The organism is Zeimonas arvi (assembly GCF_008039575.1).
Lineage (GTDB): Bacteria > Pseudomonadota > Gammaproteobacteria > Burkholderiales > Burkholderiaceae_E > Zeimonas > Zeimonas arvi.
The window spans coordinates 34,927-59,991 of record NZ_VDUY01000009.1 but is presented as its reverse complement, the minus strand read 5'-3'; the positions used below and the strand labels follow the sequence as shown (position 1 = coordinate 59,991).

General features: G+C 68.6%; 26 protein-coding genes. 11 read left to right on the top strand and 15 right to left on the bottom strand.

Going from position 1 to position 25,065, the window contains the following annotated elements:
* Positions 1 to 8: 8 nt before the first annotated feature.
* Positions 9 to 923, top strand: a complete 915-nt coding sequence (hslO, locus tag FHP08_RS17565; RefSeq protein WP_147705805.1) for an Hsp33 family molecular chaperone HslO — start codon at positions 9 to 11, stop codon at positions 921 to 923.
* A gap of 38 nt (positions 924 to 961) precedes the next feature.
* Here hslO and ftsB read toward each other — a convergent pair whose 3' ends face one another.
* The 6 genes from ftsB to FHP08_RS17535 form a co-directional block, all read right to left on the bottom strand.
* The gene (gene ftsB / locus FHP08_RS17560) at positions 962 to 1,291 is read right to left on the bottom strand and encodes a cell division protein FtsB (protein WP_147705804.1); all 330 of its coding nucleotides are present in this window, start codon (positions 1,289 to 1,291) and stop codon (positions 962 to 964) included.
* A gap of 66 nt (positions 1,292 to 1,357) precedes the next feature.
* Positions 1,358 to 2,641: a phosphopyruvate hydratase gene (gene eno / locus FHP08_RS17555; RefSeq protein ID WP_147705803.1), complete on the bottom strand. Its 1,284-nt coding sequence runs from the start codon at positions 2,639 to 2,641 to the stop codon at positions 1,358 to 1,360.
* Entirely contained in the window at positions 2,638 to 2,937 is a 300-nt protein-coding gene (locus tag FHP08_RS17550) for a DUF1330 domain-containing protein (RefSeq protein WP_147705802.1), read from the bottom strand. The genes eno and FHP08_RS17550 overlap by 4 nt, the downstream gene beginning before the upstream one ends.
* 55 nt (positions 2,938 to 2,992) lie before the next feature.
* Positions 2,993 to 3,850 (bottom strand): 3-deoxy-8-phosphooctulonate synthase, encoded by an 858-nt coding sequence (kdsA, locus tag FHP08_RS17545; RefSeq protein WP_147705801.1) that lies wholly within the window; start codon positions 3,848 to 3,850, stop codon positions 2,993 to 2,995.
* Positions 3,851 to 3,884: 34 nt separating this feature from the next.
* On the bottom strand, positions 3,885 to 5,585 hold the full coding sequence (locus tag FHP08_RS17540; RefSeq protein ID WP_147705800.1) for a CTP synthase: 1,701 nt from the start codon (positions 5,583 to 5,585) through the stop codon (positions 3,885 to 3,887).
* Between the two features lie 23 nt (positions 5,586 to 5,608).
* Positions 5,609 to 6,391: a sensor histidine kinase gene (locus tag FHP08_RS17535; protein ID WP_147705799.1), complete on the bottom strand. Its 783-nt coding sequence runs from the start codon at positions 6,389 to 6,391 to the stop codon at positions 5,609 to 5,611.
* 134 nt (positions 6,392 to 6,525) lie between these two features.
* Between FHP08_RS17535 and FHP08_RS17530 the strand changes: the two genes are divergently transcribed.
* From FHP08_RS17530 to FHP08_RS17510, 5 genes are all read left to right on the top strand, one after another.
* On the top strand, positions 6,526 to 7,227 hold the full coding sequence (locus FHP08_RS17530) for a CoA transferase subunit A (protein ID WP_147705798.1): 702 nt from the start codon (positions 6,526 to 6,528) through the stop codon (positions 7,225 to 7,227).
* A gap of 10 nt (positions 7,228 to 7,237) precedes the next feature.
* The gene (locus FHP08_RS17525) at positions 7,238 to 7,888 is read left to right on the top strand and encodes a CoA transferase subunit B (protein WP_147705797.1); all 651 of its coding nucleotides are present in this window, start codon (positions 7,238 to 7,240) and stop codon (positions 7,886 to 7,888) included.
* A 196-nt stretch (positions 7,889 to 8,084) separates the two neighbouring features.
* Positions 8,085 to 9,125, top strand: coding sequence for a TRAP transporter substrate-binding protein DctP (dctP, locus tag FHP08_RS17520; protein WP_147705796.1), 1,041 nt, complete (start codon positions 8,085 to 8,087; stop codon positions 9,123 to 9,125).
* Between the two features lie 6 nt (positions 9,126 to 9,131).
* Entirely contained in the window at positions 9,132 to 9,674 is a 543-nt protein-coding gene (locus FHP08_RS17515; RefSeq protein ID WP_222707931.1) for a TRAP transporter small permease subunit, read from the top strand.
* Entirely contained in the window at positions 9,671 to 10,981 is a 1,311-nt protein-coding gene (locus FHP08_RS17510; protein ID WP_147705795.1) for a TRAP transporter large permease, read from the top strand. Before FHP08_RS17515 ends, FHP08_RS17510 begins: the two co-directional genes overlap by 4 nt.
* An 86-nt stretch (positions 10,982 to 11,067) precedes the next feature.
* Here FHP08_RS17510 and FHP08_RS17505 read toward each other — a convergent pair whose 3' ends face one another.
* Positions 11,068 to 11,457, bottom strand: a complete 390-nt coding sequence (locus FHP08_RS17505; protein ID WP_225879191.1) for an acyl-CoA thioesterase — start codon at positions 11,455 to 11,457, stop codon at positions 11,068 to 11,070.
* Between FHP08_RS17505 and FHP08_RS17500 the strand changes: the two genes are divergently transcribed.
* Positions 11,413 to 12,894, top strand: a complete 1,482-nt coding sequence (locus tag FHP08_RS17500) for a DUF3422 family protein (RefSeq protein WP_147705793.1) — start codon at positions 11,413 to 11,415, stop codon at positions 12,892 to 12,894. The two genes, FHP08_RS17505 and FHP08_RS17500, sit on opposite strands and share 45 nt — an antisense overlap.
* A gap of 68 nt (positions 12,895 to 12,962) precedes the next feature.
* Here FHP08_RS17500 and FHP08_RS17495 read toward each other — a convergent pair whose 3' ends face one another.
* Positions 12,963 to 14,207, bottom strand: a complete 1,245-nt coding sequence (locus FHP08_RS17495) for a cytochrome P450 (protein WP_147705792.1) — start codon at positions 14,205 to 14,207, stop codon at positions 12,963 to 12,965.
* A gap of 4 nt (positions 14,208 to 14,211) precedes the next feature.
* Complete coding sequence (locus FHP08_RS17490) at positions 14,212 to 14,985, bottom strand: SDR family oxidoreductase (RefSeq protein ID WP_147705791.1); 774 nt, start codon at positions 14,983 to 14,985, stop codon at positions 14,212 to 14,214.
* Positions 14,986 to 15,157: 172 nt separating this feature from the next.
* On the opposite strand from FHP08_RS17490, the gene FHP08_RS17485 reads away from it, so the two are divergent.
* Entirely contained in the window at positions 15,158 to 16,807 is a 1,650-nt protein-coding gene (locus FHP08_RS17485; RefSeq protein ID WP_147705790.1) for an electron transfer flavoprotein-ubiquinone oxidoreductase, read from the top strand.
* A gap of 91 nt (positions 16,808 to 16,898) precedes the next feature.
* Here FHP08_RS17485 and FHP08_RS17480 read toward each other — a convergent pair whose 3' ends face one another.
* On the bottom strand, positions 16,899 to 17,402 hold the full coding sequence (locus FHP08_RS17480) for an RNA recognition motif domain-containing protein (protein ID WP_147705789.1): 504 nt from the start codon (positions 17,400 to 17,402) through the stop codon (positions 16,899 to 16,901).
* Between the two features lie 240 nt (positions 17,403 to 17,642).
* Here FHP08_RS17480 and lexA point away from each other — a divergent pair, with 240 nt between their 5' ends.
* The 3 genes from lexA to FHP08_RS17465 all read left to right on the top strand — a co-directional run bounded on the left by lexA (position 17,643) and on the right by FHP08_RS17465 (position 20,529).
* Positions 17,643 to 18,287 (top strand): transcriptional repressor LexA, encoded by a 645-nt coding sequence (gene lexA, locus FHP08_RS17475; RefSeq protein WP_147705788.1) that lies wholly within the window; start codon positions 17,643 to 17,645, stop codon positions 18,285 to 18,287.
* A 33-nt stretch (positions 18,288 to 18,320) separates the two neighbouring features.
* Positions 18,321 to 19,097, top strand: a complete 777-nt coding sequence (gene imuA / locus FHP08_RS17470) for a translesion DNA synthesis-associated protein ImuA (RefSeq protein ID WP_222707930.1) — start codon at positions 18,321 to 18,323, stop codon at positions 19,095 to 19,097.
* Between the two features lie 76 nt (positions 19,098 to 19,173).
* Positions 19,174 to 20,529, top strand: coding sequence for a Y-family DNA polymerase (locus FHP08_RS17465; RefSeq protein ID WP_147705786.1), 1,356 nt, complete (start codon positions 19,174 to 19,176; stop codon positions 20,527 to 20,529).
* 7 nt (positions 20,530 to 20,536) lie between these two features.
* On the opposite strand, the gene FHP08_RS17460 is transcribed toward FHP08_RS17465, so the two are convergent.
* Genes FHP08_RS17460 through ugpB form a run of 5 tightly spaced genes read right to left on the bottom strand, consistent with a single transcriptional unit; the run spans position 20,537 to position 24,994 of the window.
* Positions 20,537 to 21,073 carry a TraR/DksA family transcriptional regulator gene (locus FHP08_RS17460; protein WP_225879194.1) on the bottom strand — a complete coding sequence of 179 codons (537 nt, stop codon included), beginning with the start codon at positions 21,071 to 21,073 and terminating at the stop codon, positions 20,537 to 20,539.
* Between the two features lie 2 nt (positions 21,074 to 21,075).
* Positions 21,076 to 21,828 carry a glycerophosphodiester phosphodiesterase gene (gene ugpQ / locus FHP08_RS17455; protein WP_147705842.1) on the bottom strand — a complete coding sequence of 251 codons (753 nt, stop codon included), beginning with the start codon at positions 21,826 to 21,828 and terminating at the stop codon, positions 21,076 to 21,078.
* A 40-nt stretch (positions 21,829 to 21,868) separates the two neighbouring features.
* Positions 21,869 to 22,693, bottom strand: coding sequence for a sn-glycerol-3-phosphate ABC transporter permease UgpE (gene ugpE, locus FHP08_RS17450; protein WP_407704050.1), 825 nt, complete (start codon positions 22,691 to 22,693; stop codon positions 21,869 to 21,871).
* Between the two features lie 35 nt (positions 22,694 to 22,728).
* A complete protein-coding gene (gene ugpA / locus FHP08_RS17445; protein ID WP_147705783.1) occupies positions 22,729 to 23,610 on the bottom strand; it encodes a sn-glycerol-3-phosphate ABC transporter permease UgpA in 882 nt (293 codons plus the stop codon).
* A gap of 40 nt (positions 23,611 to 23,650) precedes the next feature.
* Positions 23,651 to 24,994, bottom strand: coding sequence for a sn-glycerol-3-phosphate ABC transporter substrate-binding protein UgpB (gene ugpB / locus FHP08_RS17440; RefSeq protein WP_147705782.1), 1,344 nt, complete (start codon positions 24,992 to 24,994; stop codon positions 23,651 to 23,653).
* Between the last annotated feature and the right edge of the window lie 71 nt (positions 24,995 to 25,065).

The window sequence follows — 25,065 nt, the reverse complement described above, 5'->3', positions numbered from 1 at the left end:
CCGGATCGATGACCGACCGGGTCGAACGTTTCCTGTTGCGCGGCGCGCCGGTGCGCGGCGAGATCGTCTCGCTCGACGAGGCCTGGCGCGAAGTGGTGGCCCGTCACGAGTTGCCGCCGGCGGTGCGGGATCGCCTCGGCGAGCTCTCTGCCGCATCCCTGCTGCTTGCCGCCACGCTGAAGTTCGACGGCGCGATGGTGGTGCAGATCCACGGCGACGGGCCGGTCTCGCTCTTCGTCGTCGAGTGCCTGACCGACGGCAGCTACCGCGCCACGGTCAAGCTGCGCGACGAGCGCGGGCCCATCGCCCACGACGCCTCGCTCGCCTCCCTGGTGAACGCGCAAGACGGCGGCCGCTTCGTGGTCACGCTCGACCCGCGCGGCGAATCACCGAACCGCCAGCCCTGGCAGGGGATCGTGCCCTTCGACGGCCACTCGGTGGCTGAGATGCTCGAGCGCTACATGCAGCAGTCGGAGCAGCTGCCGACGCGGCTCTGGCTGGCTGCCGACGAGCGACGTGCAGTCGGCCTGCTGCTGCAGCGCCTGCCCGACGAAGGCGGCACGGACGCCGCCGACGACGAGGACGGCTGGAACCGGATGCAGCGGCTGGCGGAAACGATCACACCCGAAGAGCTCCTCGGCCTTGCCCCCGCGAAGGTGCTGGAACGCCTCTTCTGGCAGGAAGCACTGCACGCCTTCGACGGCCGCGGTGTCCACTTTGCCTGCAACTGCTCGCGCGAGAAGGTGGTGGGAATGCTGAGGATGCTGGGTCGCGAGGAGGTAGACGGCATCCTGGCCGAACGCGGCTCGGTCGAGGTGCGCTGCGATTACTGCAACGAACTCTGGCGCTTCGATCCGGTGGACTGCGGCGTGGTGTTCGCGCAGGCCGGCGACCTGGCCCCCGGCACGGCCACCCAGCACTAGGGCCGGCTCGCCGCCCGGGCCCGCTCGCGTCGCCCGCCTCAGTCCAGCCGGCTGGCCGCGGTGCGCAGCTCGCCGGAGAGGGAAGGCATCCGGGTGGGGGCCTCGTTGATCTGCACGAAGATCTCGCCGGACCGGACCATGCCGAGATCGTAGCGGGCGCGCTCCTCGACCGCGCGGCTGCCCTCGCGCAGGTCAGCCACTTCGGCGGCCAGCGCCTCGTTGCGCGCCGACAGCCGGCCGTTGATCCCGCGCTGGTGCACCACCTGGCGATCGAGCTCCCAGACGCGCAGCCAGCCGCCCTTCCCCAGCCACAGCGGGTACTGGATCAGGATCAGCAATCCGGAGAGGACCACGGCCAGGATGCGCATCGCAGGGGATCGCCCGTCTTTCGTTTGCAGGCAGCGCGTGCCCGGAAGGGTCCGGGCGCGCGACGCTCAGCGCAGATTGTAGAACGCGGAGCGGCCGGGATACGAGGCGATCTCGCCGAGGTCTTCCTCGATCCGCAGCAGCTGGTTGTACTTGGCGATGCGATCGCTGCGGCTCATCGATCCGGTCTTGATCTGCAGCGCGTTCGTGGCCACCGCAATGTCGGCGATCGTGGTGTCCTCGGTCTCGCCGGAGCGGTGCGAGACGACCGCGGTGTAGTTGTAGCGCTTGGCCAGCTCGATGGCGGCGAAGGTCTCGGTGAGCGTCCCGATCTGGTTGATCTTGATGAGGATCGAGTTGGCGATGCCCTCGTCGATGCCCTTCTGCAGGATCTTCGTGTTGGTGACGAACAGGTCGTCGCCCACCAGCTGAACCCGGTCGCCCAGCGCGTCGGTCAGCAGCTTCCAGCCTTCCCAGTCGTTCTCCGCCATGCCGTCCTCGATCGAGATGATCGGGTAGCGGTCGCACCAGGTGGCCAGCAGGTTGGTCAGGTCGCCGGAGGACAGCACGAGGCCCTCGCCCTCCAGCGCGTACTTGCCGTCGCGGAAGAACTCGGAAGCCGCGCAGTCCAGGCCCAGCGCCACGTCGCGGCCTGGCTCGTAGCCCGCGGCGGCGATCGCCTCGAGGATCAGCTGGATCGCCGCCTCGTGGTTCTTCACGCTGGGCGCGAAGCCGCCTTCGTCGCCGACCGCGGTCGACATGCCTCGGTCGTGGATCAGCTTCTTCAGCGCGTGAAAGACTTCGGCGCCGTAGCGCAGCGCCTCGCGGAAGCTGGGCGCGCCGACCGGCAGGATCATGAACTCCTGCATGTCGAGGTTGTTGTTCGCGTGCGCACCGCCGTTGATGACGTTCATCATCGGCACCGGCAGCGACATCGCGCCCGAACCGCCGAAATAACGGTAGAGCGGCAGGCCCGACTCCTCGGCCGCCGCGCGCGCCACTGCCATCGAGACGGCCAGCGTGGCGTTGGCGCCCAGGCGAGCCTTGTTCTCGGTGCCGTCGAGGTCGATCAGCGTGCGGTCGATGTAGGCCTGCTCCGAGGCGTCAAGGCCCATGATGGCCTCGGAGATCTCGGTGTTGATGTTCTCGACGGCGGTCAGCACGCCTTTGCCCAGCCAGCGCGACTTGTCGCCGTCGCGCAGCTCGATGGCCTCGCGCGCGCCGGTGGACGCGCCGGAGGGCACGGCGGCACGGCCCAGGACGCCCGACTCGAGCAGCACATCGCACTCGACGGTGGGGTTGCCGCGCGAATCGATGATCTCGCGACCGATGATGTCGACGATCGAACTCATTGCTCGTCCACTCCCTGCACCACGACCATGTTGAAGAACTCGGTGGCGCCGGCGCGCGCGTCGCGCGCCTGGCGGTAGAGCGCCGAGTCATGGAAGGCCTTCGCCTGCTCGTAGCTCGGGAACTTCAGCACGACCATCCGGTTCGGGCGCCAATCGCCTTCGAGCACCTGGTGCGCGCCGCCGCGCACGACGAACTCGCCGCCGCCCGCGCGCACGGCCTCGGGGCTCAGCGCCATGTAGCCCTTGTACTTCTCGGGATCCGACACCTTCACATCGGCGATCACGTAGGCGGTCATCCTTGCTCCTGTATTCCTGTCGTCGTTCGCGGCGCGGCCGGCAGCAGCGCCGGGCTCAGCCGGCCAGACCTGTCTCGGCAAAGCCGGTTCGCTTGACCAGTCGGTCGATCTCGCACAACGCGCCCAGCAACTCGGCCATCCGGTCGAGCGGCCAGGCGTTCGGGCCGTCGGACAGCGCGCGCGCTGGATCGGGGTGGGTTTCCATGAACAGCCCGGACACCCCGGCGGCCACTGCCGCGCGGGCCAGTACCGGCACGTGCTCGCGCTGGCCGCCGGAGGACGTGCCCTGTCCGCCGGGCAGCTGCACCGAGTGGGTAGCGTCGAACACGATCGGGCAGCCGGTCTCGCGCATGATCGCCAGCGAGCGCATGTCCGAGACCAGGTTGTTGTAGCCGAACGAGGCGCCGCGCTCGCAGACCATGATGTTGTCGCCGTCGCCGCCCGCCTCGATCGCGGCCTCGCGCGCCTTGTCGACCACGTTCTTCATGTCGTGGGGCGCGAGGAACTGCCCCTTCTTGATGTTGACCGGCCGCCCGGCGATGGCCACCGCACGGATGAAATCGGTCTGGCGCACCAGGAAGGCGGGCGTCTGCAGCACGTCGACCACGTCGGCCACCGGACCGACCTGGTCGATCTCGTGCACGTCGGTGAGCACCGGCACGCCGATCCGGCTGCGCACGGTGTCGAGGATCTTCAGGCCTTCGTCGAGGCCCGGGCCGCGGAAGGACTTGCCCGAGCTTCGGTTGGCCTTGTCGAACGAGGACTTGTAGATGAACGGCACGCCGAGCGCCGAGGTGATCTCCTTCAAGCGGCCCGCCGTGTCGATCGCGAGCTCGAGGCTCTCGATCGCGCAGGGTCCGGCGATCAGGAACAGCGGCCGGTCAAGGCCGGCTTCGAAACTGCACAGTTTCATGGGATGCGTGTCCTCCCGCCTGCGGCGTCCGGGCTCAGCCCGCGGCCGCGGAAACGACTGCCGCGTCGGCGTCAGCCGTCGGCGCCTGCCCGGCTCGCGCCAGCGCGGCCTCGATGTAGGCCCGGAACAGCGGATGGCCATCGCGCGGCGTGGACGTGAACTCCGGGTGGAACTGCACGCCCACGAACCACGGGTGGGCCAGCGGACCGATGCGGGGCAGTTCGACCACCTCGGTCAGCTGCTCGCTCGGGGTGCGCGCCGCCACGACCAGGCCGGCCCGCTCCAGCCGCGACACGTAGTGGTTGTTGACCTCGTAGCGGTGGCGGTGGCGCTCGTTGACCGACTCGCCGTAGATCGACGCGGTGAGCGTGCCCGGAACGATCGGGCAGCGCTGCGCGCCGAGGCGCATGGTGCCGCCGAGGTCGGAGTCGGCGCCCCGCTTCTCGACGCGGCCCTCGCGATCCAGCCATTCGGTGATCAGGCCCACCACCGGATGCGGCGTGTCCGGATCGAACTCGGTGCTGTTGGCGTTCTGCAGGCCGCAGGCGTCGCGCGCGAACTCGATCACGGCCAGCTGCATGCCCAGGCAGATGCCCAGGTAGGGCACGCCGCGCTCACGCGCGAAGCGGATCGCGGCGATCTTGCCCTCGACCCCGCGCTTGCCGAAGCCGCCGGGCACGAGGATGGCGTCGAAGCCCTCGAGCATGCCCGTGCCCTCGGCCTCGATGCGCTCGGAGTCGATGTATTCGATGCACACCCGGCTCTTCGTGTGGATGCCGGCGTGGATGAGCGCCTCGGACAGCGACTTGTAGGACTCGGTCAGATCGACGTACTTGCCGACCATGGCGATGCGGACCTCGCGCTCGGGATGCTCGAGCGCGTGGACCAGACTGTCCCAGACCGTCAGGTCGGCCGGCTTCGTGTCCAGGCGCAGGATCTCGCACAGCGTGCGGTCGACCCCCTGTTCGTGCAGCATGCGCGGGATCTTGTAGATGCTGGTCGCATCCCAGACGGAGATCACCGAGTCGAGCGGCACGTTGGAGAACAGCGAGATCTTGGCCCGCTCGTCGTCGGGGATGCGCCGATCGGCGCGGCACATCAGCATGTCGGGCAGGATCCCGATCTCGCGCAGCTTCTGCACCGAGTGCTGGGTCGGCTTGGTCTTGAGCTCGCCGGCCGACGCGATGAAAGGCACCAGCGTGAGGTGCACGAAGCAGGCGTTGCCGCGGCCGAGCTTCAGGCTCATCTGCCGGACGGCTTCGAGGAAGGGCAGCGACTCGATGTCGCCCACCGTGCCGCCGATCTCGACGATGGCCACCTGCGCGGCCTCGGGCGTGCCGATGCCCGCCCCGCGCTCGATGAAGGCCTGGATCTCGTTGGTGATGTGCGGGATCACCTGCACGGTGCGGCCGAGGTACTCGCCGCGCCGTTCCTTCTTGATCACCGACTCGTAGATCTGGCCGGTGGTGAAGTTGTTCCAGCGCCGCATGCGCGACGACACGAAACGTTCGTAGTGGCCGAGGTCGAGGTCGGTTTCGGCGCCGTCTTCGGTGACGAAGACCTCGCCGTGCTGGAACGGGCTCATGGTGCCCGGGTCGACGTTGATGTACGGGTCGAGCTTGAGCAGGGTGACCCGGATGCCGCGCGACTCGAGCAGCGCGGCGATCGACGCGGCGGCGATGCCCTTTCCAAGAGAGGACACCACGCCACCGGTGACGAATACGAATTTGGTCATGAAGGTCCGCCGGTAAAGCGCGATTATACAGGCGAGCCGGCCCCGCCGGGCAGCCCGCCGGCGGCCGCCCGCCAGGGAAGCCGGACCACGATCGAGGTGCCGCCGAGTTCGCCGCGCTCGATCTGGGATTCGCCGCCCAGCGCGGCGATCCGGGCTTGCGCGGAAGCGAACCAGGCCGGCACGGCTGCACGCCCCTTGGCGACGCCGGGCCCCGCGCCGTCGTGCTCGATCTGCAGCACCAGCCGCGAATCGCTGCGCGAGGCCGCGAGCACGATGCCGGTGGCGGCGCTTGCGCCGAGCGCGCGTTCGAAGGCGGCCGCCGCGGCCTGCAGCGCGGCCGTCTCGATCGCCGGGCTGGCGAGGCCGAAGCCGGCATCGTCGGGCGGGTCGAGCAGCACCTCGACGCGGCAGCCGGGACGCCTCAGCCGCCAGTCGGCGGCCAGCGCGCGCAGCGCCTCGGGCAGGCCACCGCAGGACAAGGCATCGGGGCGCACCCTGGCCACCAGCGCGCGCACCGATTCGATCAGGGAGTCGGCCTGCCTCAGCACCACGGCGGCCAGCGGCGACAGCGTCGGCTCGCTGCCCGCCAGCCGCGACTCGAGCGAGGCCGCGAGCGTGCGCAAGCCGGTCAACTGCGGACCGATCTCGTCGCGCAGGCTGCGCGCCACCTCGGCCGACAGCGCGTCGAGCTCGCGTTCGAGTCGCAAGGCGAGGCCGATGCCGGGGTCGCCGCCGCCGGCGGACGGGTTTGCCTCCTGCGGCCCTTGCGGGCCGGGACCGGCCCTTCCGAATCGATTGCCCGGCATCGGCGATGCTCCTGGAGAACGTTCCCGCAGGATTCTAGCGACCCTGCGCCCGCCGCGATCGACCGACCGCGGACAGGGAGCCACTCACCCGCCCTTATAATCCGGCAACGTCCGACGACCCACCGAGGAATCCGATGAGCAAGGTTTACCCAAGCGCCGCCGAAGCGCTGGCGGACATCGTCCGCGATGGCCAGATGATCGCGGTCGGCGGCTTCGGCCTGTGCGGCATCCCCGAGGCGCTGATCGCCGCCTTGCGCGACTCCGGCGTGAAGAACCTGACCTGCATCTCGAACAATGCAGGCGTCGACGGCTTCGGGCTGGGGCAACTGCTGGCCACGCGCCAGATTCGCAAGATGATCGCCAGCTACGTGGGCGAGAACAAGGAGTTCGAGCGCCAGTACCTGGCCGGCGAACTGGAGCTCGAGTTCACGCCGCAGGGCACGCTGGCCGAGAAGCTGCGCGCCGGCGGCGCGGGCATCCCGGCCTTCTTCACCCAGACCGGCGTAGGCACGATCGTGGCCGAAGGCAAGGAGATCCGCGAGTTCGAGGGCCGCAAGTACGTGATGGAGCGCTCGCTGGTGCCGGACGTCTCTCTGGTCAAGGCCTGGATGGCCGATCGCGCGGGCAACCTGGTGTTCCGCCGTACTGCCCGCAACTTCAACCCGAACGTGGCGATGGCCGGGAAGATCACCGTGGCCGAGGTCGAGGTCATCGTGCCCACCGGCGAGATCGACCCCGACGCGATCCACCTGCCCGGCATCTACGTGCACCGGATCGTGCACAACCCGACCCCGGAAAAGCGCATCGAGCAGCGCACCACCCGCCCCGCTCGCTGAGGAGAGACGAATGGCCTGGACCCGAGACGAAATGGCCGCGCGCGCGGCCCGTGAACTGAAGAACGGCTATTACGTGAACCTCGGCATCGGCCTGCCGACGCTGGTGGCCAATCACGTGCCCGCCGACATGGAAGTCTGGCTGCAGTCCGAGAACGGATTGCTCGGCATCGGCCCCTTCCCCACCGAGGACGAGGTCGACCCCGACCTGATCAACGCCGGCAAGCAGACCGTGACCACGCTGGCCGGCTCGTCGATCTTCTCCTCGGCCGATTCCTTCGCGATGATCCGCGGCGGCAAGATCAACCTGGCCATCCTCGGCGCGATGCAGGTCAGCCAGAAAGGCGACCTGGCCAACTGGATGATCCCCGGCAAGATGGTCAAGGGCATGGGCGGCGCCATGGACCTGGTCGCCGGCGTGGGCCGCGTCATCGTGCTGATGGAGCACACCGCCAAGAAGAAGGACGGCAGCGAGGAGCAGAAGCTGCTGAAGGAATGCTCGCTGCCGCTGACCGGCGTCGGCGTGGTCGACACGATCGTGACCGACCTCGGCGTCATCGAGGTCACGCCGAACGGGCTGAAGCTCGTCGAGCTCGCGCCTGGCGTTTCGAAGCACGACATCGTCGAGAAGACCGGCTGCCCGATCGACGTGTCAGGCGTCTGACGGGCGGGCGCCCTGCTCGGGGCCGACGGCCGGCCCTTCGCGGCCGAAGCAGCGCGCCAGAGGCCACCGCCGGGCGATTGACATCGCCCGGCACCCCCCTTACTGTCTGGCAAGACAGGTCGGGGAATCGGGTGCGCCGCACAAGCCTGCGGGCCCTGACCTCCGATCGATGACAATCAATAGAGAGGAGACAACAATGCGAATCGCTCGCAGCTTCATCTTGCGCGCCGCCGTCCTGGCCGCCGCCGCCCTTGTCACGACCGCCCTTCCTCCTGCCGCCCAGGCCCAGGAGAAGATCAGCTGGCGCGTGCAGAGTCACTGGCCGAGCGCGAGCAGCTCGTACAAGGACAGCCTGATGCGCCTGAAGGAACGCGTGGCCGCCTGCACGAACGGGCGACTGGTGCTCGAACCCTTCGAGGCCGGTGCGCTGTTCCCGGCCAAGGAGATCTTTCCGGCGGTGCGCCGTGGCGTCATCCAGATGGGAACGATCTCGCCGGCCTACCTGCCGGAAACCGTCACCACGGCGGGCATCGCCTCCGGCCTGCCCTTCGCCTTCCGCAACGTCTGGGAAGCCGCCTACTTTCACAAGCAGCTCGGCTTCGAGGACATGATCCGCGCCGAGGTCGCAAAACAAGGCGTCTACTACTCGACCGACAAGGTCTATCCGACCGAGATGGTCGTGAAGACCCCGATCCAGTCGCTCGACGACCTGCGCAAGCAGAAGATCCGGTCCTCGGGCGCGCTGCAGCGCTTCCTGACCGCCACCGGCGCCGCGGCCTCGTATCTGCCCGGTCCGGAGCTCTATCCGGCGCTTTCCACCGGCGTCGTCACCGGCGCGCATTGGGGCGCAGCGCAAGGCGCCAACAGCATGGGACTGTACGAAGTCGCCAAGCACCATGTCCGCCCCGCCCTGAACATCGCCGGCACCGATGCCTTCATCGTCAACCAGAAGGCGCTCGACGCGCTGCCGCCCGAGCTGCGCAAATGCCTGATCGATGAGCTCGACGAGCAGTTCTGGATGCGCACGAACGAGTACCAGTTCCAGGAGCGGGTAACCCTGGCCAAGGCGATCAAGCAGCACGGCGTGCAGATCAACCAGCTGCCGCAAGAGGTGCTCGATCACATGACCAAGGTGGCCGCCCAGCAATGGGAAGAGGAAGGCAAACGCGGGCCCGAGGCCAGGAAGGCCCTCGATATGCTGAAGAAATTCCTGACCGAGCTCGGCTACCTGGACTGATCGGCCATGCTCGGGGCGCTGATGCGCGCGGTCACGCGCGCGAACGGCTGGATCGGCCGCGCGATCTCTCCGCTGCTTCTGGCGATGTTCGTGCTGCTGCTGGCCGAGGTCTTCTTCCGCTACATCGCCGGCGCTCCGAAGGTCTGGACCGGCGAGCTGACGCAGATGCTGTTCGGCGTCTATGCGGTGCTCGCCGGCGGCTACATCATGGCGCGCGGCGGCCATGTGAACGTCGACATCCTGTATTCGCGCTTCTCGCCACGCACGCGCGCGATCGTCGACCTGATCACGTCCTCGCTGTTCTTCGTCTTCCTCGGCGCGCTCGTTTACTTCGGCAGCTCGCTCGCCTGGGAATCGATCGAATTCTGGGAGCGCTCGCAATCGGCATGGAACCCGCCGATCTGGCCGGTGAAGCTGGCGATCCCCGTCGGCGCGATACTGCTGCTCCTGCAGGGTCTGGTCAAGTTCGTCCAGGATCTGCGCATCGCGCTGGGGCTGCCGCCGGTCGATCTCGGCATCGAGACGGTTGAGCCGGGGGCCGATTCGTGAGCATCGAAACCCTGACCCTGCTCTTCTTCGGCTCCTTGCTGGTCTTCCTGCTGCTGGGCCTGCCGCTGGCCTTCGTGCTCGGCGGCGTCTCGATCGTCTTCCTGTACTTCACCTGGGGGATCGAGTCGTTCTACATGGTCGCCTCGCAGATGTGGGGCAGCATGAACAGCTTCACGCTGGTCGCGATCCCGCTTTTCGTGCTGATGGCGATGATCCTCGAAAAGACCGGCGTCGCGCAGGACCTCTACCGGATGATGCACCTGTGGTGGGGCGGTGTGCGCGGGGGCCTGGCGATCGGCACCGTGGCGATCTGCACGATCTTCGCCGCGATGGTCGGCATCAGCGGCGCGGCTGTCGTCACGATGGGCACGATCGCGCTGCCGGCGATGCTCGCGCGCGGCTACGACAAGCGCCTGGCGATCGGCTGCATAAGCGCCGGCGGCGGCCTCGGCATCCTCATCCCACCGAGCGTGCTGATGATCCTCTATTCGCTGATCACCGGCGTGTCGGTCGGCAAATTGTTCGCTGCAGGCGTCATTCCCGGCATCATGCTGGCAGTGCTGCTCGGCCTCTACATCTACCTCCGCTGCCGGATCCAGCCAGAGCTCGGGCCCGCGCTGCCGCCCGAGGAGCGAGGCGACTGGATCGAGAAGTTGCGCGCGCTGCGCGCGGTCATCCTGCCGATGCTCATCGTCGCGATGGTGCTCGGCTCGATCCTCTTCGGGCTGGCCACGCCGACCGAAGCCGCAGCGGTCGGTGTGCTCGGGTCGCTGGCTTCGGCCGCCCTGCATCGGCAGCTGGCCTGGCCCATGGTCAGCGAGTCGCTGCTGCGCACGCTGCGGCTGACCGGAATGATCATCTGGATCCTGTTCGCCGCGCACGCGTTCAGCGCCGCCTACCAGGGCATGGGCGCGCAGTCGTTCATCGAAGGCCTGATGGCGCACATTCCAGGCGGCAAATGGGGCACGATCATATTCATACAGATCGTGCTGTTCCTGCTCGGCATGGTGCTCGATCCGGTAGGGATAATGCTCATCACACTGCCGGTCTTCCTGCCGGTGGTCACCGCGCTCGGCTTCGACCCGATCTGGTTCGGGATCATGTTCATCATCAACATGGAGATCGGCTACCAGACCCCGCCCTTCGGCTTCAACCTGTTCTATCTGAAGGGCATCGTGCCGCAGGGCATCACGATGGGCGACATCTACCGCTCGGTGATCCCGTACACGCTGGTGATGATCTTCGGCCTGATCCTCGTGATGATCTTCCCGGCACTGGCGACCTGGCTGCCGTCGAAGGTCATGTGATCGTGCCGGCAGCCCGCTTGCCGGCCCGATGAGGCGTTTCCCCGTGCCGGGCGGAGGCTGCAGCCGCGCTTCGAGGGCCTTCCCGTTCAGCCCACCGGCACGACGATCGCCTTGCGGATGACGTCGGGGAGTGGCGTCGACTTGCGCATCGCCCGGTCGACCCAGACGACCTTGGCGCCCCCTTCGGCGTAGACAGTGTCCGGGTCGTCGGTGCGCGACAGCGTCGCAATCGTCTCGAAGCTGCTCCGCCCGATCTCGCCGACCTGCATACGACCGCGAACCGTGCCCGGATAGCGCAACTCGCGGATGAAGCTGCAATGGGCGTTCACGATGACCGGCCCGTGCGGGTCGTCGCGCCCGCCGATGCCCAGCGCATCGAACCAGCTGATGCGCAGTTGCTCCAGGTAGCGGAAGTAGACCGTATTATTGACATGGCCCATGGCGTCCATGTCGCCCCAGCGGATCGGGATGTCCATTTCGAACACCGGTCTCCGTTCTTCGTCGATTCGCTTCCCAGCCACCCTCGGTCGATCTCCGTGAAAGCTTCCAGTCATCCGGGCGATTCAGGCCTCGATCCCGGCCACGGCGCGCAGGAACTGCCGCAACTGCCGCGATCGCATCCGGAGCGATCCGCGCTTCAGAGCGAGATCCACGCCCGGCCGCGGCACGCAGTCGAATCGCCGCAGTCAGTGTCGCACATCGCCTTGCTGGGCCCCGAGAGCCAGGCAGCCGACCCGGGCCAGCCAGGTCTCATTTTCGAGGCCGTCGTCAGGCTCTGCGAGCGCCTCGGGCGCCCGGGCCCGGCCCCCGGGGTGCGCCATTTCTTCGGCGACTTCGGCAGCTTCCGGCTCAAGTGGGAGCGCCACGGAGAGTTCGACGACCTGACCGTCTACCGCGATGACTGCAGCGCCGCCAACCCCTTCGTCACGCCCGCGCTGTCGGTGCTGCCCGGCGACTGGCTCGCTGCGCTGCCCGGCCGGCAGATCGCCGGGCTGCACGTGGCGGTTTTGCCGGCGGACATGCGGGAGAGCTTCGCCGACCTGTTCGATCGTGATTCGCTGACCGCTGCCACGCTGGCCGACGGCGACGCGACCGCCTGCACCGACTTCAGGGTGGGGCCGGACGGCTTCACCCGCTTCCTGCTGCTGACCCGGAACACCAGCCGCACGCTGACGGGCCGCGAGGTGCAGCGCCTGATCGAGATCGAGGTCTACCGGATGATGGCGATGCTGGCCTTTCCGATCGCACGCAAGACCGCCGCCGAGCTCGATGCGGTCGAGCGCTCGCTGAGCGCGCTGGTCGCCAGGCTGGAAAGCGCCCAGGCGGCCGACGAGCCCGCGCTGCTGCGCGAGATCACGCGGCTGGCCGCCACCGTCGAGCGGATCTCGGGCGTGACCGGCTTTCGATTCGCGGCTGCCCGCGCCTACCACGCCCTCGTCCAGCAGCGTGGCGCCGGCCTGCGCCATGGCCGGCTGCCCGGCCTGCAGACGCCCACCGGCTTCCTGGAGCGCCGCTTCGGGCCGGCGATGGCCTTCTGCGAGAGCGTGGCCCGGCGCGTCGACGCCACCGCCGAGCGGATCGGGCGGGCGAGCGCGCTGTTGCGCACCCGCGTCGACATCGAGCGCGAGCACCAGAACCAGGCGCTGCTCGCCGCAATGAACCGCCGGGCCCGGCTGCAGTTGAACCTGCAGCAGACGGTCGAGGGCCTGTCGGTGGCCGCGATCACCTACTACGCGGTAGGCCTGGTCGGCTACCTCGCCAAGGCGGCCAAGGCTGCCGGCTGGCCGGTCGACGCGGACCTCGCGGCGGGCCTGTCGGTGGTGCCGATCGCGCTGATCGTGGCACTGGGCATCCGGCACATCCGGGAAGGCATCAAGCGCCGGCTCGGCGGTCCCGGCGCGAACCACGACTGAGAAGCGCTCCGGCGGGCAGGAACTGTCGGACGCGCCGGCGCTTGCGCGCCGGACGTCTGCGCGCGGCCTCAGCCCGCCCGAGCAGGCAGGTGCGAATAGCCGCGGAAGCGAAGCCGCCGGTCGCGCTGCGGCTCGCCGTCGCGCTGCAGGCCCGGAAAACGCGCGACAAGCCGGCCGATCGCGACCCGCCCTTCCATCCGCGCCACGCTCATTCCCGCGCAGGCGTGATCGCCGTGCCCGAAGGCCAGGTGTCGGTTCGGCTTGCGACCGACGTCGAAGCGCTCGGGGTCCGCGAACTGCGAAGGATCGCGATTGGCTGCCCCCAGGCACAGCGTGACCAGCGTGCCTGCGACGACCGCCCGCCCGCCGATCTCGCAGTCGGCGGTCATGCACCGGTTGTTGAACTGGAGCGGACTCTCGAAGCGAAGCATCTCCTCGACCGCGGTGTTCAGCAGCGAGGGATCACCGGCCAGCCGTCGGAACTCGCCGGGATGCGCGAGCAGCGAGTCGAGTCCGTTGCCGATCAGGTTGGTCGTGGTCTCGTGGCCGGCATTGAGCAGGAAGATGCAGTTCTGCACCAACTCGGCGTGGGTCAGCCGCTCGCCATCGACTTCGCCCTGGATCAGGCGAGTCAGCACGTCTTCCTCGGGGTCGAGCGGCCGCGTCCGCCGATCGGCGATCAGGCCATCGAGATAGGCCGAGAACTCGCGCACCGCGGCGTTGCCCGCATCGAGCATGCCGGCCGACGGCAAGGGCTCGAGCGCCGCGAGGATGGCCAGCGACCAGCCGCGCAAGGGGCCCCGGTCGGCCCGCGGCACCGCGAGGAGATTGCCGATCACCTCGACCGGAATCTGCGCCGCGAAGTCGTCGATCAGGTCGAAGCTGCCCTTGTCCTGCATCGCGTCGAGCAGGCCGTCGACCAGCGCCTCGACTCCCGCCTCCATCCGCGCCACCGCCCGCTGGCTCAGCGCGCCCAGGATCAGCTTGCGCACCCGCGTGTGCAGCGGCGGGTCGTTGAACACCAGGCTGGTGGTGTGATGAGCGTACAGCGGCGAATCGCCGAACTTGGGACGGAACTCGCGCTTCTTGTCGGAACTCGCGTGCGGGCTCCGGTAGATCGCCGAGACATCCTCGTAGCGCGTGAGGAAGAGGCTGCCGTCGGCCAGCCTGCGGACCGGGTCGTGCTCGCGCAGGGCCCGGTAACACGGATACGGGTCGTCGACGAAATCGGCCGGCGGTGCCGACAGCTCGAATGCGGCTGCAAAGGCCGCCGCTTCGGCAGGATCGTCGAGCCGCACCGCGGTCTCGCTCATCGGCCTACAGGGCGAAACCGTCGTCGGCGGCGATCACCGCGCCGTTGATGAAATCCGACTGGTCCGAGGCCAGCATCAGCATGACGCCGTCGAGGTCCTCGGGCTTGCCCACGCGCCGCCGCGGCAGCATCCGGATCAGCTTCTGGCCGGCCTCGGTCTGCCAGTGATGGGCGTTGATCTCGGTCTCGATGTAGCCGGGACAGACCGCGTTGACGTTGATGTTGTAGCGCCCCCACTCGAGCGCCATGGCCTTCGTCATGTGGACGACGGCCGCCTTGCTCATGCAGTACACGCCGATCTGCGCCAGCACGCGCAGCCCCGCCATCGAGGCCACGTTGATGATGCGCGCGGGGCGCTGCGGTTCTTCCTTGGCGCGGCCGATCATCCGGCGGGCGACCGCCTGCGCCACGAAGAAGGCGCCCCGGGTGTTGGTGTCGAAGACGAAGTCGTAGTCCTCGGCGGTGACGTCGACCAGCCGCTGCGTGGTGCTCACGCCCGAGTTGTTGACCAGGATGTCGATCGGGCCGGCGTCGGTCTCGGCCTGCGCGACGGCCGCCTCGATCGCCGCATTGTCGGTCACGTCGAGCGCGACCACGTGGGCGTCGCCCCCTGCCGACTCGATCTCGGCGCGCAGCTCCTTGAGCCGCTCGACGCGGCGCGAGGCCAGCACCACCTGCGCGCCGTTGTCCGCGAGCAGCTTCGCGAAGCGCGCGCCCAGACCGCTGGAGGCCCCGGTGACCAGCGCGGTCTTGCCGGTCAGATCGAATGAAGTCGCCACAGTCTTCTCTCCCTTGCAGGCCGCGTCGATCACGGCCGTGATGATTTCCGGATTTCGTTGCGCCCGATGTTATCCGAATCGCGCGGGGGACTCGCCGTGTTTGCGCGCACCCGCCGGTTTCCCGGACAATCGGAAATTGACGAAAGCATTCATCGCATCCTCCGGAGAAAACATGGAAGTCCAGCGCGACTCGATGGAATTCGACGTGGTCATCGTCGGCGGCGGTCCCGCCGGCCTGGCCGCCGCGATCAGGCTCAAGCAGCTGGCCGCCGAGAAAGGCGGCGAGATCGGCGTCTGCGTGCTCGAGAAGGGCTCGGAGGTCGGCGCCCACATCCTGTCGGGCGCGGTCATGGATCCGCGCGCGCTGAACGAGCTGCTGCCCGACTGGAAATCGATGGGCGCGCCGCTCGACACCGAGGTCAGCGAAGACCGCTTTCTCTTCCTGTCCGAGACCGGCTCGCGGCAAGTGCCCAACTGGATGCTGCCGGCCTGCTTCCAGAACCACGGCAACTACGTGATCAGCCTGGGCAACCTGGTGCGCTGGCTGGGCCAGCAGGCCGAGGCGCTGGGCGTGGAGATCTACCCGGGTTTCGCGGCTTCGGAAATCCTCTACAACGAAGACGGCTCGGTGAAAGGCGTGGCCACCGGCAACATGGGCGTGGGTCGCGACGGCGAGCCCACCGACGCCTTCCAGCCCGGCATGGAGCTGCATGCGAAGTACACCTTCTTCGCCGAAGGCGCGCGGGGCCACCTTGGCAAGCAGCTGATCTCGAAGTTCGCGCTCGACGCCGGCCGCGACCCGCAGAGCTACGGCATCGGCCTGAAGGAGCTCTGGGAGATCGACCCGGCCAAGCACAAGCCCGGCCTGGTGATCCACACCGCCGGTTGGCCGCTGTCGAGCGACACTTACGGCGGCTCCTTTCTCTATCACTTCGACGACAACAAGGTCGCCGTCGGCTTCGTGGTCGGCCTGAACTACAGCAACCCCTGGCTGTCGCCCTTCGAGGAGTTCCAGCGCTACAAGACACACCCGGCCATCCGTCATTTCCTCGAGGGCGGCAAGCGCCTGTCCTACGGAGCGCGGGCGATCACCGCCGGCGGCATCAATTCGCTGCCCGACTTCACCTTCCCCGGCGGCTGCCTGATCGGCTGCGATGCCGGCTTCCTGAACGCCTCGCGGATCAAGGGCAGCCACGCGGCGATCAAGACCGGCATGCTGGCCGCCGACGCCGCCTTCGAGGCGATCGGCGCGGGCCGCTCGAGCGACCGCCTCACCGCCTATCCGGAGGCCTTCCGGGCCTCGTGGCTGCACGACGAGCTTTACCGGGCGCGCAACTTCAAGCCAGCCATGGGCAAGGGGCTGTGGCTGGGCACGTTGCTGGTCGGCATCGACCAGGTGGTCTTCAAGGGCAAAGCGCCGTGGACCATGCACACGAGCAAGCCCGACCACGCCTACCTGAAGCCGGCAGCCGAGTGCGCGCCCATCGAGTATCCGAAACCCGACGGCAAGCTGAGCTTCGACCGGCTGTCCTCGGTGTTCGTCTCGAACACCAATCACGAGGAGAACCAGCCGATCCACCTGACGCTGAAGGACGCCTCGGTCCCGGTGAAGACCAACCTCGCGAAGTACGCGGGCCCCGAGCAGCGCTACTGCCCGGCCGGCGTGTACGAGTTCGTGAAGGAAGACGACGGCAGCGACCGCCTGCAGATCAACGCGCAGAACTGCGTGCACTGCAAGACCTGCGACATCAAGGACCCCACGCAGAACATCGTGTGGGTGGTGCCGGAGGGAGGCGGAGGCCCGAACTACCCCGGGATGTGATCCGCCGGGCGGCCGGATTGCCCGGCCGCCGTGACCGGCAGGGCCCGAGCCAGGCCTGATGCTCGATCAGACCTGGACCGGGCCAGGCGGCTTACTGGCCGAACTGCCGTGCCCGGCGCGGGCCGCCGCGGCCGCCCTCGCGGTCGCCGCCGCCGTAGCCGCCGCGATCGCCGCCACCGCCACCACCGTAGCCGCCACCACCGCCGCGGTCGCCGCCGCCACCCCGGTAACCGCCACCACCACCGCCGTAGCCGCCGCCGCCGCCGCCACCACCACCACCACCGTAGCCGCCGCCACCGCCGGGACGACGGCCACCGCCACCGCCGCCGCCGAAGCCGCCGCCACCGCCTTGCTCGCGCGCCTCGTTGACCACCAGACTGCGGCCTTCGAGCGAATAGCCGTTGAGCGCGCGGATCGCGGCCTGAGCGGCATCGGCCGAGGTCATGGTGACGAATCCGAAGCCGCGCGAGCGGCCGGTTTCACGATCGGTGACGATGCGCGCGTCGGTGACTTCGCCGTGCGCTCCGAAGAGCTCGGAGAGCTGGGCATCGGTGGCGCGCCAGGGCAGATTGCCCACGTAGATCTTGGTTCCCATCGGGTGTACGAATCCTCGAACCGTTTCGAACATTGCATTTCGAGGAACACCGGAACCAGCTGACCGAGAAATGCAATTCCAGAGCCGCCCTTTTCGAACGGCTCGTGATGACTTTGCCACAAATGCCGGAGCCTGCACAGGAGTTTCCTGACGGCGCCGGGAAAAATATCGGAGGGCTTGAAAAGCGGCGGCTTACTGTATGAAAATACAGTTTGCGACAATCCTCCGGAATCCGCCCCGATGCGCGAGCTCACCGCAAGACAGCAGGAAATCCTCGCCCTGATCCGGCAGCACATCGCCGACACCGGCTTTCCGCCCACGCGGGCCGAGATCGCCGCGCAACTCGGCTTCCGCTCCGCCAACGCAGCCGAGGAACATCTGAAGGCGCTTGCCCGCAAGGGCGTCATCGAGCTCACCTCGGGCACCTCGCGCGGCATCCGTCTGCGCCTGATGCCCGATGCACGGAACGAGGCGCCGCAAGCGGTGCAGATCGCCTTCAGCCTGCCCCTGGTCGGCCGGGTCGCCGCCGGAAGCCCCATCCTCGCCCAGGAACATATCGAGGCCAACTACGCGCTCGACCCCGGGCTCTTTTCCGAGCGCCCCGACTACCTTCTCAAGGTTCGTGGCATGAGCATGCGGGACGCCGGCATTCTCGACGGCGACCTGCTCGCGGTGCGTCGCACCGCCGAGGCCCGCAACGGCCAGATCGTCGTCGCCCGGGTCGGCGACGACGTCACCGTCAAGCGCTGGCAGCGGCGCGGCCACGTGGTCGAGCTGCTGCCCGAGAACCCCGACTTCGCTCCCATCGTCGTCGATACCCGCCACGAGGCGCTCGCCATCGAGGGCATCGGCGTGGGCCTGGTGCGAGCCGGCAAGGGGCTCTAGAAAGGCCCTGCGCACTCTGGCATGCCCCCGATCATGGCCACCGAACCCCCCGCAGGGGCGCTGCTGCCCGCCTCGGTCTGGCGCGCCAGCCAGCTCGGGCAGGCGGGCGTCGACACGCTGCCCACCGGCTACCGCGCGCTCGACGCCGAACTGCCCGGCGCCGGCTGGCCGGCCGGCATGCTCACCGAACTGATCGCTCGCGAACCCGGCATCGGCGAGCTCAGGCTGCTGGTTCCCCTCTTGCGCCAGCTCAGCCGCGAACGGCGCGTCACGATCCTGCTGGCTCCGCCGCTGATTCCCTATGCCCCGGCGCTGGCCGATTTCGGCATCGATCCCGAGTTCCTCATCGTGATCCAGGCACCCAACGCCGCCGACCGGCTCTGGGCGGTCGAGCAGACCCTGCGCAGCGCGAGCTTCGGCGCGCTGCTGGCCTGGATTCCCCAGGATCGCTGCCGCCCGGAGCACCTGCGCAGAATGCAGTCGGCCGCGCGCGGCGCCAGCGGCCCGGTTTTCCTGTTCCGCGAGTTGCCTGCCCAGTTCCAGGCGTCGCCGGCGCCGTTGCGCCTGTTGCTGCTGCCGCGTCCGCAGCAACGGCTGTCGGTGCAGATCCTGAAGCGACGAGGCCCGGTGCTGGCGCGCCCGATCGCCGTGGACCTTCCCAGGCCGCCCACCGCGATCCGCCTGCGCCCCTCGCCTGCCGTCGAAGCGGATGCGAACGATGGCCTCCCCCAGCATGAAGCCGGCAGCCCTGCCCCTCGCGAACCCTCGCGCCACGAAGCCTCGCGCCGCGAGCCGGTCCGCACCCACTGAACCGCGGGTCCCCGGTTTCATCGAACCGGGTTCGCGCACCGGCGCGCCGGCTCGCCCGCGTCACGAGAATCCAGCCATGCTCTGGCATGCCATCCAGTTCGAGGCGTCGGCGCTGTCCGAGCGCGACGCCCTGTCGCAATGGGCTACCTGGGCCATGTGCCTCACTCCGGTGGTCAGCCTGGAGCCGCCCGCCGGGCTGCTGCTCGATACCGGCCCCAGCCTGCGCTACTTCGGCGGTCTCGATGCGCTCGAAGACCGGATCCGCCGGGAGCTCGACGGCCGGCTGGCCTCGATCGCCTGCGCGCCCACGCCCGGCGCCGCCTCGCTGCTGGCCCGCTGGCGCGATGGCGCCCGCTGCGCCGAGCCCGCCGCCCTGCCCGCTTGCCTGGGCCCGCTGCCGGTCGGGCTGCTCGCGGCAAGGCAGGATCATCTCGATGCCCTGGAATCCGCCGGCCTGCGCCGGATCTCGACCTTGCTCGCGCTGCCACGGGCCGGCCTCGCCCGTCGTTTCGGCCAGGCGCTGCTCGACGAGCTCGACCGTGCGCTGGGCCGGCTCCCGGATCCCCGCCCCCGCCATGCGCCGCCGCCTGCCTTCGACGTGTGCCTGGAGTTGCCGGCCAGGGTCGATTCCGCGCTGGCGCTGGACTGGGCCGCCGGACGGCTGCTCGAGCGGCTCTGTCACTGGCTGCAGGCTTCGCGCAGGGCAGCCCGCCGCTTCGAGCTGCTCATCGCGCACGACGAGGGCTCGCCCGATACCATCGTGGCGCCGGGCCTCGCCGAGCCGGCCTGGCACGTCGATCGCCTGCGCCCGCTGCTGCGCGAGCGGCTGGCCGCGTTGAAACTGCCTGCTCCCGCCACGGCGCTGAGGCTTCGCTGCAGCGAGATCGACGCCGCCGCAGCCGAGAGCGGCCAATTGTTCCCCGATCCGGCCAGCGTGGCCGGGGCGCTGGCGCCGCTGATCGAGCGCCTGCAGGCCCGGCTGGGACCGCACCGGGTCCAGCGCCTGCAGCCGCTGTCCGACCATCGCCCCGAGGCTGCCTGGCAGGCCTGCGAGGTCGACCTGACGAGACTCCGGCGAAGGCCCGAAACAAGCCGACAACCGGACGCGAGCATGCGCCGCACGCCCGGCGCCACGGAAAAACCGGCCGGAGCCGATGAACCCGCGGCGCGCTTTGCTGCGCTGCCACGCCCGCTATGGTTGCTCGATTCTCCGGTGGCGCTCGGCGAGCGCAACGGCCGCCCCTTCCGGGACGGTCCGCTGAGCCTGCTCGCCGGTCCGGAGCGGATAGAAAGCGGCTGGTGGGAGGATCGCTCGGTGCAGCGCGACTACTTCGTGGCCGAAGATTCGCTGCACCGCCTGCTGTGGATCTATCGCGAGCGCCTGCGCGACGATGCGGCCGGCGGATGGTTCCTGCACGGCCGCTTCGGCTGAATCCCGTCTACATCGTCGACGAGTGGGCCCCCGACGAACGCTCGGCGCGCGACTGGCAGTCCACGCAACGCAGCGCCACCGGCTGCGCCTGCAAACGCGCGAACGGGATCTCCACGCCGCAGTCCACGCAGAAGCCATAGCGGCCTTCGTCGATCCGGCGCATCGCGCCGCGCAGGCCACGCCACTCCTCGATGTCGCGCAGCGCCTCGGACAGGTCCACCTCGCTGCTGGCGATGGCATTCGAGAAGTCGCCCGAATCGCCGACGCGATCGAGCATGCTCAGGTCGTCGGCACTGTCGCCGAGCTTGCGGCCGATCTCCTCTTCGAGCACCGCCAGACGCTCGCGCATCCCAGTGAGCAATCCCACAACCTGCTGTTCCGACAAGGACATTCCAATCTCCTGTGAATTCCCCGCATTCTCGGGCAACACGCCCGCGAGCGCGTTGACGCCTGTCAAGCGCGTCGGGTCGAATCCGCCGGCCGGGTCCCGCGGCAAAGCCATCCGCGCGCGCCCGACATCTGCGCCGGCCGAATCGCCGGGCACGCTCAATCGCCGGGGACGATCAGGTCCACCGCGTCGGTGATCACGCAGTCCAGGCCCGCGGCCCGCAGTTCGACGGCCCGGGCCGGCTCGTTGATCGTGTAAGAGAGCACCCTCAGCCCCGCCGCCTTCGCCGCAGCGATCGTGGCCGAATCGAGCACCCGATGGCTGGCATCGAGCGCCACGCATTCCAGCGCCCGGCAACGATCGAGCCAGTCGGCAGCCAGTTCGCCGAGCAGGAGCGCCCGCGGCAGCCCGGGCGCCACCTTGCGGGCCGCCTCGAGCGCCGCCTCGGAGAACGAGGACAGCAGCGGCGGCACTTCGGCATCGCGCCACAGCAACAGCGCCTCGATCGCCACGGCGGCGCCGGTTTCGGCCTCGCGCCCCGGGCAGGGCTTGATCTCGATGTTGGCCAGGCAGTCGTTGGCGCGCAGCCAGCGCGCCACCCGAGCCAGCGTGGGCACCGGCTCGCCGGCGTAGCGCGCCGAATGCCAGCTTCCGGCGTCGAGCCGGGCCAGCTCGCCCCAGCTCATGCCGGCCACGCGGCCGCTGCCGTTGGTGGTGCGCTCGACCACGGCGTCGTGCATCAGCATCGCCACGCCGTCGCCCGACAGCTTCGCGTCGAACTCGAACATCCGGTAACCATGGTCGAAACCGGCGCGCATCGCGGCCAGCGTGTTCTCGGGCGCGAGCAGGCCCGCGCCGCGATGCGCGACGAAGGCCGGATACGGCCAATCGTCGAAACCGACGTTCAGCATCTTCGAAGCCAGGATCACGATCTGTCCCCGCGGCGCAGGCTCACTTGTCCGAATCGACCAGGCCCTTGACGAACCACTTCTGCATCAGCACCACGACCGCCACCGGCGGCAGCATCGCGAGCATTGCGGTGGCCATCACCAGGTGCCACTCGGTCGCGGCATCCCCGCCCGAGATCATCCGCTTGATGCCGATGACGACCGGGTACATCGACTCCTGCGTGGTCACCAGGAGCGGCCACAGGTACTGGTTCCAGCCGTAGACGAACAGGATCACGAACAGCGCGGCCACGTTGGTGCGCGACAGCGGCACCAGAATGTGGAAGAAGAAGCGCATCGGCCCTGCGCCGTCGATCTTCGCGGCCTCGGCCATCTCGTCGGGCACCGTCATGAAGAACTGCCGGAACAGGAAGGTGGCGGTGGCCGAGGCGATCAGCGGCAAGGTCAGGCCGGTGTAGGTGTCGATCAGGCCGAGATTGGACATGACCTCGTAGGTCGGCATGATCCGCACCTCGACCGGCAGCATCAGCGTCACGAAGATCATCCAGAACGCCAGCTTCTTGAACGGGAAGCGGAAGTAGATCAGCGCAAAGGCCGACAGCAGCGAGATGGCGATCTTGCCCACGGCGATCACCATCGCCATCAGCAGGCTGTTGCCCAGCATCCGGGCCACCGGCGCGCCCGAATTGCCGGCGCCCGCGGCAAGCACCTCGGCGTAGTTCGCGAGGAAGCGGTCGCCGGGCAACAGCGACATCGGCGCCGCGAGCACCTGCTCGAGCGTCTGGGTAGAGGCCACGAAGGTGACCCAGACCGGCAGCGCGATGATCGCCACGCCGGCAATCAGCACCAGATAGGTGAGCACCTTCATCAGCGGATCGCGGTCGAGCACGGCAGTGGCCCCGGTCAGTACTGCACGCGCCGCTCGATGAAGCGGAACTGCACGAAGGTGAGCATCAGGACGATCGCCATCAGCACGACCGACTGCGCGGCCGAGCTGCCGATGTCGAGCGCCTTGAACCCGTCGTAGAACACCTTGTAGACGAGGATCTCGGTGGCCTTGGCCGGCCCGCCCTCGGTCGCCGCGTCGATGATCGCGAAGGTGTCGAAGAATGCGTAGACGATGTTGATGACGAGCAGGAAGAAGGTGGTCGGCGAGAGCAGCGGGAAGATCACCGATCGGAAGGTGCGCCAGGCGCCGGCGCCGTCGAGCGCGGCCGCCTCGATCAGCGACTTGGGAATCGACTGCAGGCCGGCCAGGAAGAAGATGAAGTTGTAGCTGATCTGCTTCCAGACCGCGGCGATGATGACCAGGATCATCGCCTGCCGACCGTCGAGGACGTGGTTCCAGTCGATGCCGAAGCCGCGCAGCCAGTGCGCGACGATGCCCAGCGTGGGGTTGAACAGGAACATCCAGAGCACCCCCACGATGGCCGGCGCCACCGCGTAGGGGATGATCAGCATGGTCCGGAAGGCGACCGCGCCCCGGATCGCCCGATCGGCGAAGTAAGCGAGCACGAGGCTCGTGACCAGGCCGATCGACGCGACCGCCACGGAGAACACCGCGGTGATCCTGAACGAGTCCAGATAGAGCTCGTCGGCGAACAGCACCTCGAAGTTCTCGAGGCCGACGAACTCCATGCTGCCGCCGAACGCGTCCTGGATGAACACCGACTGGACCAGCGCCTGGATCGCCGGCCAGTAGAAGAAGACCAGGATGATCGCGATCTGCGGCGCGATCAGCGCGAACGGCAGCCACCGGCCGCGAAAGACGACTCGCTTTTCCAGGATCGGTCTCGCGTGGTGATGTCGGTGCCGGGCGCGGAGCTCAGTTGCGCGCGGTGCGCTCGAAGCGGGCCAGCAGGTCGTTGCCGCGAGAGGTCATCTTCTCGAGCGCCTGCTTCGCGTTCTGCTTGCCGGCCAGCATCGCCTCCATCTCCTCGTGGATCACGTCGCGGATCTGCACGAAGTTGCCCAGCCGCACGCCGCGTGACTTGTCGGTGGTCTTCACGATCATCTGCTGGACCGACACGTCGGTGCCCGGGTTCTTGTCGTAGAAGCCGCTTTTCTTCGTGAGATCGTAGGCGGCGATGGTCAGCGGCAGGTAGCCGGTGGCCTGGTGCCACTCGGCCTGCACTTCGGGCGAGGACAGGAAGTCGAAGAACTTCGCGACGCCCTTGTACTCGTCGGCCTTCTTGCCGGCCATCACCCAGAGGCTCGCGCCGCCGATCACCGTGTTCTGCGGCGCGCCGGGCACGTCGGAGTAATGGGGCAGCCTGGCGATGCCGAACTGGAACTTCGCGTTGCGCTTGACGTTGGCGTAGGCGGCCGAGCTGCCGGTGAACATCGCGCACTCTCCGCTGTAGAACTTGGCGTCGCCCTGGTTGGTGCGCCCAGGGTACTGGAACCAGCCATCCTTGGCCCATTGCGCCAGGTTGTTCATGTGGCGCTCGTGAAGCGGCGTGTTCAGCTTCAGCCGCGCCTTGTTGCCGCCGAAGCCGTTGTTCTCGGTGGCGAACAGCACGTTGTGCCAGGCCGAGAAGCTCTCCATGTGGACCCAGCTCGCCCAGCTCGAGGTGTAGCCGCAGCTGGCCGCGTTCGAGGCCTTGACCTTCGCGGCCGCGGCGGCGACCTCGGGCCAGGTCTCCGGCACCTTGTTCACCCCGGCCTTCGCGAAGGCGTCCTTGTTGTAGTAGAAGACCGTGGTCGAGCTGTTGAACGGGAACGAGAGCATCTCGCCCTTGCTCGTGGTGTAGAAGCCCGCCACGGCCGGCACGTAGGCGGTGCGGTCGAATTTGTAGCCGGCGTCCTTCATCAGCTTCTCCACCGGCACGATCGCGCCCTTGGCGGCCATCATCGTGGCGGTGCCGACCTCGAAGACCTGGATGATGTGCGGCGCGTTGCCGGCCCGGAAGGCGGCGATGCCGGCGGTCATCGACTCGGGATACGAGCCCTTGTAGACCGCGGTGACCTTGTAGCCGGACTGGCTCTTGTTGAAGCGCTCGGCCAGGCCGTTCAGGCGGTCGCCGAGCGCGCCCGTCATCGAGTGCCACCACTGGATCTCCGTCTGTGCCGAGGCCGGCATTGCCGCCATCAGGCCGGCCGCAGCCAGTGCCGCCGCGATGCCACCGCGTGCCCAGCCCTTGATGGCGGCAAAACGCTTGTCGTTCATTGCTCTTCTCTCCTCTGGAAATGCCGGCAGCGGCCGGGCCACCGGTCCGCCCGGTCGGGCGGACCGGATAT

Coding starts and splice junctions, on each gene's coding strand:
- hslO (WP_147705805.1), top strand. CDS start 9: ATGACCGACCGGGTCGAACGTTTCCTGTTGCGCGGCGCGCCGGTGCGC.
- ftsB (WP_147705804.1), bottom strand. CDS start 1,291: ATGCGCATCCTGGCCGTGGTCCTCTCCGGATTGCTGATCCTGATCCAG.
- FHP08_RS17515 (WP_222707931.1), top strand. CDS start 9,132: ATGCTCGGGGCGCTGATGCGCGCGGTCACGCGCGCGAACGGCTGGATC.
- ugpB (WP_147705782.1), bottom strand. CDS start 24,994: ATGAACGACAAGCGTTTTGCCGCCATCAAGGGCTGGGCACGCGGTGGC.
- eno (WP_147705803.1), bottom strand. CDS start 2,641: ATGAGTTCGATCGTCGACATCATCGGTCGCGAGATCATCGATTCGCGC.
- FHP08_RS17500 (WP_147705793.1), top strand. CDS start 11,413: ATGGCCCATGGCGTCCATGTCGCCCCAGCGGATCGGGATGTCCATTTC.
- ugpQ (WP_147705842.1), bottom strand. CDS start 21,828: ATGCTGAACGTCGGTTTCGACGATTGGCCGTATCCGGCCTTCGTCGCG.
- imuA (WP_222707930.1), top strand. CDS start 18,321: ATGGCCACCGAACCCCCCGCAGGGGCGCTGCTGCCCGCCTCGGTCTGG.
- FHP08_RS17540 (WP_147705800.1), bottom strand. CDS start 5,585: ATGACCAAATTCGTATTCGTCACCGGTGGCGTGGTGTCCTCTCTTGGA.
- kdsA (WP_147705801.1), bottom strand. CDS start 3,850: ATGAAACTGTGCAGTTTCGAAGCCGGCCTTGACCGGCCGCTGTTCCTG.
- dctP (WP_147705796.1), top strand. CDS start 8,085: ATGCGAATCGCTCGCAGCTTCATCTTGCGCGCCGCCGTCCTGGCCGCC.
- FHP08_RS17495 (WP_147705792.1), bottom strand. CDS start 14,207: ATGAGCGAGACCGCGGTGCGGCTCGACGATCCTGCCGAAGCGGCGGCC.
- ugpE (WP_407704050.1), bottom strand. CDS start 22,693: ATGAAGGTGCTCACCTATCTGGTGCTGATTGCCGGCGTGGCGATCATC.
- FHP08_RS17480 (WP_147705789.1), bottom strand. CDS start 17,402: ATGGGAACCAAGATCTACGTGGGCAATCTGCCCTGGCGCGCCACCGAT.
- FHP08_RS17485 (WP_147705790.1), top strand. CDS start 15,158: ATGGAAGTCCAGCGCGACTCGATGGAATTCGACGTGGTCATCGTCGGC.
- FHP08_RS17525 (WP_147705797.1), top strand. CDS start 7,238: ATGGCCTGGACCCGAGACGAAATGGCCGCGCGCGCGGCCCGTGAACTG.
- FHP08_RS17465 (WP_147705786.1), top strand. CDS start 19,174: ATGCTCTGGCATGCCATCCAGTTCGAGGCGTCGGCGCTGTCCGAGCGC.
- FHP08_RS17530 (WP_147705798.1), top strand. CDS start 6,526: ATGAGCAAGGTTTACCCAAGCGCCGCCGAAGCGCTGGCGGACATCGTC.
- FHP08_RS17505 (WP_225879191.1), bottom strand. CDS start 11,457: ATGGACATCCCGATCCGCTGGGGCGACATGGACGCCATGGGCCATGTC.
- FHP08_RS17550 (WP_147705802.1), bottom strand. CDS start 2,937: ATGACCGCCTACGTGATCGCCGATGTGAAGGTGTCGGATCCCGAGAAG.
- FHP08_RS17535 (WP_147705799.1), bottom strand. CDS start 6,391: ATGCCGGGCAATCGATTCGGAAGGGCCGGTCCCGGCCCGCAAGGGCCG.
- lexA (WP_147705788.1), top strand. CDS start 17,643: ATGCGCGAGCTCACCGCAAGACAGCAGGAAATCCTCGCCCTGATCCGG.